The sequence below is a fragment of the Mesorhizobium sp. M1A.F.Ca.IN.020.03.2.1 genome (genome assembly GCF_004023205.1).
Taxonomy (GTDB): Bacteria; Pseudomonadota; Alphaproteobacteria; order Rhizobiales; family Rhizobiaceae; genus Mesorhizobium.
Window position 1 is genome coordinate 1 of the sequence record NZ_RZSV01000267.1, and the last position, 6,777, is coordinate 6,777.

The 6,777-nt window shown below is 64.1% G+C and carries 5 protein-coding genes; 1 reads left to right on the forward strand and 4 read right to left on the reverse strand.

Annotated elements, in window-relative coordinates; all coding sequences use genetic code 11:
- The first annotated feature begins 18 nt into the window (after positions 1-18).
- The gene (purD, locus tag EOA79_RS27755; RefSeq protein ID WP_067327824.1) at positions 19-1,299 is read left to right on the forward strand and encodes a phosphoribosylamine--glycine ligase; all 1,281 of its coding nucleotides are present in this window, start codon (positions 19-21) and stop codon (positions 1,297-1,299) included.
- A gap of 102 nt (positions 1,300-1,401) precedes the next feature.
- Here purD and EOA79_RS27760 read toward each other — a convergent pair whose 3' ends face one another.
- Genes EOA79_RS27760 through EOA79_RS27775 form a run of 4 tightly spaced genes read right to left on the reverse strand, consistent with a single transcriptional unit; the run spans position 1,402 to position 6,612 of the window.
- Positions 1,402-2,769 carry an alpha-glucosidase/alpha-galactosidase gene (locus EOA79_RS27760; protein ID WP_095823822.1) on the reverse strand — a complete coding sequence of 456 codons (1,368 nt, stop codon included), beginning with the start codon at positions 2,767-2,769 and terminating at the stop codon, positions 1,402-1,404.
- 20 nt (positions 2,770-2,789) lie between these two features.
- Positions 2,790-4,460, reverse strand: a complete 1,671-nt coding sequence (locus EOA79_RS27765; protein ID WP_095823821.1) for an ABC transporter ATP-binding protein — start codon at positions 4,458-4,460, stop codon at positions 2,790-2,792.
- Between the two features lie 10 nt (positions 4,461-4,470).
- Positions 4,471-5,604: an ABC transporter permease gene (locus EOA79_RS27770; RefSeq protein WP_095823820.1), complete on the reverse strand. Its 1,134-nt coding sequence runs from the start codon at positions 5,602-5,604 to the stop codon at positions 4,471-4,473.
- A complete protein-coding gene (locus EOA79_RS27775; protein ID WP_066998120.1) occupies positions 5,605-6,612 on the reverse strand; it encodes an ABC transporter permease in 1,008 nt (335 codons plus the stop codon).
- Positions 6,613-6,777: the final 165 nt, after the last annotated feature.

A 6,777-nucleotide genomic window follows, 5' to 3' on the forward strand; every position in this document is an offset into this window, starting at 1 on the left:
GATCAGCAAGAGGTGGCCATGAACGTTCTTCTTCTCGGCTCCGGCGGCCGCGAACATGCGCTTGCCTGGAAGATCGCCGCGTCGCCGCTGCTGACGAAGCTCTATGCTTCGCCCGGCAATCCCGGCATCGGCCGTTTCGCCGAACTGGTCAAGCTGGACATCGCCGACCACTCCACTGTGGCCGCCTTCTGCCAGGAGAAGAAGATCGACCTCGTCGTGGTCGGTCCGGAAGGGCCGCTGGTGGCTGGCATTGCCGATGATTTGCGCGCCTGGGGCATCCGCGTCTTCGGCCCCTCCAAGGCGGCGGCGCGGCTCGAAGGCTCGAAGGGCTTTACCAAGGATCTTTGCGCCAAGTTCAACATCCCGACCGCAGCCTATGGCCGCTTCGGCGATCTCGCCGCGGCCAAGGCCTATGTCGAAAAGATGGGCGCGCCGATCGTCATCAAGGCTGACGGCCTTGCCGCCGGCAAGGGCGTCACCATCGCCATGAAGCTGGAGGAGGCGCTTGCCGCGCTCGACGCCTGTTTCGACGGCGCTTTTGGCTCCGCCGGCGCCGAGGTCGTCGTCGAGGAATATCTGACCGGCGAGGAGGCGAGCTTCTTCTGCCTCTGCGACGGCGCCACCGCGCTGCCCTTCGGCACCGCGCAGGACCATAAGCGCGTCGGCGACGGCGATACCGGTCCGAACACCGGCGGCATGGGCGCCTATTCGCCGGCGCCGGTGATGACGCCCGAGATGACCGAGCGCACCATGCGCGAGATCATCGAGCCGACGATGCGCGGCATGGCCAATCTCGGCGCGCCTTTCGCCGGCATCCTCTTCGCCGGTTTGATGATCACCGACCAAGGCCCCAAGCTGATCGAGTACAACACCCGCTTCGGCGATCCCGAATGCCAGGTGCTGATGATGCGGCTGAAGGACGACCTGCTCGTCCTGCTCAACGCCGCTGTCGACGGCCAGCTCGCGCACATGTCGGTCCGCTGGAGCGACGACGCGGCCCTGACCGTGGTGATGGCGGCGAGGGGCTATCCCGGCACGCCGGAAAAGGGCTCGGTCATCCGCGGTCTCGACGAGGCCGCCAGCGACGGCGCCGAAATCTTCCACGCGGGCACCGCCATCAATGGCGGCGCGCTCGTCGCCAATGGCGGCCGCGTGCTCAACGTCACCGCAACCGGCGCAACCGTCGGGGAGGCACAAAAAAAGGCCTACGGGGCGACCGATCATATCGACTGGCCGCAGGGTTTCTTCCGCCGCGACATCGGCTGGCGCGCCGTCGAGCGCGAGCAGACCGGCAAATAGGGCATTTCACCGTTTCACGGAAACGGCGAAATCTCCCGTCTATTTGTTTTGACGCAATTTCGGACGGAAAACCGCTTCTCACTTTTCCTGAAATTGCTCTAATCAGGCAGCCTTGCTCTTGCCTGGTCGCGCCCAGGCCGGCAACCAGTCCCCATGCGCTGCAAGCAGGTCGTCGACCAGCGACCAGATCTGATCGAGATCGAGCTCGGCCGCCGTGTGCGGGTCCATCATCGCCGCGTGGTAGATGTGCTCGCGGCTCTCGCTCATCAGCGCCCGCACCGTCAATTCCTGAACATTGATGTTGGTGCGGATCAGCGCCGTCAGCTGCGGCGGCAGCTCGCCGATATAGGTCGGCTGGATGCCGGAAGCATCGACCAGGCACGGCACTTCCGCCGCGCAGTCTAAAGGCAGCGAGGTGATGCAGCCATTGTTGCGGATATTGCCGTAGATGACCGACGGCTCGCCGGTCCACACCGAGTTCATGATCGAGGAGGCATATTCCTTTGACTGCTCGACCTCGATCCGGTCGGCCGAGCGGTAGGCCTCCGCCTGACCCTTCCAGCGTTCGATCTGCTCGATGCACCGCTTCGGATATTCGTCAAGCGGGATGCCGTATTTCTCGATCAGGTCGGGGCGACCTTCCTTGATGAAATAGGGCGTGTATTCGGCGAAATGCTCCGAGCTTTCGGTGACGAAATAGCCGAGCCGGGTCAGCATCTCGTAGCGCACCTTGTTGGGGCAGCGCGGGTTCCAGCCGGGCTTCGGCGCGCGGCCTTCGCGATAGGCGCGGACAAGGTCGGGATAGAGGTCGCGGTAGGAGCCGTCCGGCTGGCGATGCTCGAACTTGAGGTAAAACGCCATGTGGTTGATGCCAGCTGCGCGGTAGCGGATCTCCTCATAGGGAAGGTCGAGGTCGTGCGCCAGCTCCATCGCCGTGCCCTGCACCGAATGGCAGAGCCCAACCTGTTTGATCTGGGGGAATTTCGCGGCGATCGCCCAGGTGTTGATCGCCATTGGGTTGACGTATTGCAGCATGATCGCGTCGGGGCAGACGGCGAGCATGTCCTCGCAGATCCTCCACAGATGCGGCACCGTCCTCAGGCCCCGCATGATGCCGCCGACGCCCAGCGTGTCGGCGATCGTCTGGCGCAGGCCATATCTCTTGGGCACCTCGAAGTCGGTGACGGTGCAGGGCTCGTAACCGCCGATCTGGAAGGCGACGACGACGAAATCGGCACCGGACAGCGCCTTGCGTTGGTCGGAATAGGTCTCGGCCTTCGCCTTCACGCCGAGGGTCGCGATCAGCTTGTTGACGACGATGGCGCTCTCTTCCAGCCGCTGCGGGTTGATGTCCATCAAAGCGATCGTCGCGCCCGACAGCGCCGGGCGCTGCAGCACGTCGCCGACAATGTTCTTCATGAACACCGTCGAGCCGGCGCCGATGAAGGTGATCCTGGGATTTCTTGCCACTGTGAGCCTCCGGAATATGGTCACGCCACGTCGAAAGCGGCCCGGACGAGCCGTTCGGTGTAGGCGGTCTTGGGACTGGTGAGGACCTCGTCTACGGGCCCCTGTTCGACGATCTTGCCGTGCTGCATGACGATCACGCGGTGGCAGAGCGCCCGCACCACCTTGAGGTCGTGCGAGATGAAGAGATAGCTCAAGCCGCGCTCGTCCTGCAGCTTGCGCAGCAGGTCGATGATCTGCGCCTGGACGGAAAGATCGAGCGCCGATGTCGGCTCGTCGAGCAGGATGAATTCCGGCTCCAGTGCGATGGCCCGCGCGATCGCGATGCGCTGCCGCTGGCCGCCCGAAAATTCGTGCGGAAACCGCGACAGGATATCGCCGGGCATGCCGGCGCTGACCAGCGCCTCACGCACCCGCTCGATCCGCTCGCGCCGTGTGGCCCCGATCCTGTTCACGACCAGGCCTTCCTCGATGATCTGGCCGATCGTCATGCGCGGGTTGAGCGAGGAGAACGGATCCTGGAAGACGATCTGCATGCGCGAGCGCAGCGGCCGCATCTCGGCGCGCGTGAGATCCTGGATCGGCTGGCCGTCGAAACGGATCTCGCCGCGCCTGGCGTCGAGCAGCCGAAGCAGCGCCTGGCCGAAAGTGGTCTTGCCGGAACCGGATTCGCCGACCAGGCCCAGCGTCTCGTGACGGCAAAGTTTGAGGTCGAGATCGTCGACCGCAACCAACTCGCGCCAGTCCGGCTTCAGGAACGTACCGTGCCGCAGCGTGAAACAGACGCGCACGCCGTTCGCCTCGAGGATCGTGCTGGACTTTTCGGGCAGCGGCTTCGGCCGGCCGTGTGGTTCGGATGCGAGCAGCCGCTTTGTGTAGGGATGCTGCGGATCGGCGAAGAGCCGCTCGGTGACGTTATGCTCGCGCATTTCGCCATGCTGCATGACATAGACATAGTCGGAGAATTTGTGCACGACGGTAAGATCGTGCGTGATCAGAACCACCGCCATCCGCATTTCTTTCTGCAGATTGCGGATCAGGTTGAGGATCTGCGCCTGGACGGTGACGTCGAGCGCGGTGGTCGGCTCGTCGGCGATCAGCACATCGGGCTCGTTGGCCAAGGCCATGGCGATCATGACGCGCTGCCGCTGGCCACCGGAGAGCTGGTGCGGATACTGCTTGAGGCGTGCTTCGGGTTCGGGAATCTGGACATGCCGCAAAAGCTCGAGCGCTCGCGCCCAGGCCTCTTTGCGGCTCACCTTGCGGTGCACCCTGATCGCTTCGACGATCTGGCTGCCGACCGAATAGATCGGGTTGAGCGAGCTCATTGGCTCCTGGAAGATCATCGAGATGCGGTTGCCGCGCAGCTTGCGCCGGGCGCTCTCGGCGAATTTCAGGATGTTCTGTCCGAGATAGTCGACGCTTGACCTCGGCGATACCGTTGCCCGCCGCGACAAGAGCCCCATGACGGTGCGCGCGGTCACCGATTTGCCGGAACCGGATTCGCCGACGATCGCGATCGTCTCGCCGCGATAGAGCTGGAACGAGACGTCCTTAACCGCCTCGACGATGCCGTGCTCGACCTTGAAGGCGACTTCGATGTTGCGGGCGTCGACGACCGGCTGGTCGTGGCGTCCGTCATGGTCGAGCCGGACGGCGGGTGCGAAGGATTGGGCGAGCGCGATCGTCGTCATTCCTGCCACCTCAATAGGGATCGACGGCATCGCGCAGGCCGTCGCCCAGCGCGTTGAAGGCAAAGACGGTGACCAGCACGAAGCCGACCGGCGACAGGATCCAGGGATAGGTGCCGATGACCGAATAGGTCGCGGTGTCCTGCAGCATCAGCCCCCAGGAGATCAGCGGTGGCTTCACCGCGAAGCCGAGGAAGCCGAGGAAGGATTCCAGAAGCACCACCGTTGGGATCGCCAGCGTCACGGCGACGATCACGTGGCTCATCACATTGGGAAAGATGTGCTGGATGATGATCCGCCGATCGGTGGCGCCCACCGCCATGGCCGCGCGCACATAGTCGATGCGCGCCAGCGCCAGCGTCTTGCCGCGTACCTCGCGCGACATCTGCGCCCAGCCAAGCGCCGACATGACGATGATGACGAAGGCGAGAAAGACATTGGTCGGCGCGGTGACCGGGATCAGCGTCGTCAGCGCCAGGTAAAGCGGCAGTTGCGGGAAGGCGAGCACCAGTTCGACGAAGCGCTGCATCCAGACATCGAACCGGCCGCCGAAATAGCCGGACACCATGCCGACACTGGTTCCGATCAGGGTGATGATGAAGACCACCGTCAGCGCGATCATCAGTGAGACGCGCGAACCAAGGATGGCGCGCGACAGCACATCACGGCCGAACTTGTCGGTGCCGAGGAAATGCACCGGCTGGCCGTCCATCGAGCCGAAGAAATGCCGGTTCGCCGGGATGAGGCCGAAGAGTTTGTAGGGCGCGCCCTCGACGAAGAAGCCGAGCAGTCGTGGATGATCGTAATCGGGGCCGACGATCGGCTGGAAGGTCACGGGGTCGAGGTCGGTCGATTCGGCCAGCGCGTAAATTCTTGGCCGCGCGCCGAAGTTGCCGTCCTTGTCGTGAAAGCTAGCCATCTGCGGCGGCGCGAAGGCGATATCGGTCGCTTTCGGGTCGAGAGGCGCGAGGAATTCCGCGAAAAGGGTCATGAGAAGCAGCAGCACGACCAGGCATAGCCCGGCCATGCCGGTCCAGGAGCGCTTCAGCCGGCGCCAGACAAGCGCGATGTAGCTCTCGTTGCCATGCGCGGCCGGAATCGCGGCTCCTTCGGTGGGTGGCGGGGGTGAGGGATCGCGGGCCAGCATCTAGTGTTCCCCGAACTGGCGCACGCGGGGGTCGAGCAGGACCAGCAGCATGTCGGCGATGATGTTGCCGACGATCAGCGTCGCCGACAGAACCATCATGAAGGTTGCGGTCACATAGACATCGCCCACCGCCATCGAGCCCACGATCGCCGGCCCGACGGTCGGCAGCGCGAAAATGATCGCCGTCTCGATCTCGCCGGTCAGCATGTAGGGCAGCACCACGCCTTGATACATGACCAATGGATGCAGCGCATTGGGCACGGCATGGCGCATCACCACGGCGCCGCCAGTCAGGCCCTTGGCTTTGGCCGTCTCGACATATTGCGCGTTGAGCGTGTCGAGCAGGTTGCCGCGCATGACGCGCATATTGTAGGCGAGCCCGCCGAAGGTCGCGATCGCCACCACCGGCCAGACATGCTTGACCAGGTCGAGGAATTTTGCCCACGACCATGGCGCGCCGCCATATCGCGGCGAGAAGAAGCTGCCGATCTCCGACACGTTGAACTGGAAGACCAGCAGGTAGACGATGATCAGCGCCATCAGGAAGCGCGGCACCGTCATGCCGAGGAAGGAGATGGCCGAGAGCGTCGAGTCGATCCAGGAATACTGGCGGGTCGCCGCCCAAATGCCGAAGCTTATGCCCAGCACCGAGGCGAGCAGGTGGCAGACCAGCGCCAGGAGCAGCGTGCGCGGCAGGCGCTCGCCGACCACGTCCGCCACCGGCCTGTTGTAGTAGAGGCTGTAGCCGAAATCGCCGCGCGTGACGATGCCGCCGATCCAGTTGAGATACTGAACGGGCAGCGGCTTATCGAGGCCGTGTTCTTTCCGGTAGGCCTGGGCCTGTGCATCCGCCTCGGCATAGGAGGCGCCGCCCTGGTTGATGAGCTGCGATTTGATGTAGTCGGCATAGTCGCCCGGCGGCGCCTGGATGATGGCGAAGGTGACCAGGCTCAAGATGGCGAGCACGGGAAGCGCCGACGCTATGCGCATGAGCAGGAATCGCAACATGGATGGTCGGCTTCCTTTGCTGGCCGGTCGCGCCTTGGGCGCACCGGAGATTTGGCTTTGTCCGGCCGCGCCAGCTGGCGCGACCGGAGTTCTCTTCGTCAGGGAGGTTAACTAGTTCATCGGCCCCTTGTCTCCGGGCTTGCCGGGAAGCTCGTCGGGGAAGAG

Excerpts from the sequence above, each read along its gene's own strand:
- purD (WP_067327824.1), top strand. The coding sequence starts at position 19 with ATGAACGTTCTTCTTCTCGGCTCCGGCGGCCGCGAACATGCGCTTGCC.
- EOA79_RS27765 (WP_095823821.1), bottom strand. The coding sequence starts at position 4,460 with ATGACGACGATCGCGCTCGCCCAATCCTTCGCACCCGCCGTCCGGCTC.
- EOA79_RS27770 (WP_095823820.1), bottom strand. The coding sequence starts at position 5,604 with ATGCTGGCCCGCGATCCCTCACCCCCGCCACCCACCGAAGGAGCCGCG.
- EOA79_RS27775 (WP_066998120.1), bottom strand. The coding sequence starts at position 6,612 with ATGTTGCGATTCCTGCTCATGCGCATAGCGTCGGCGCTTCCCGTGCTC.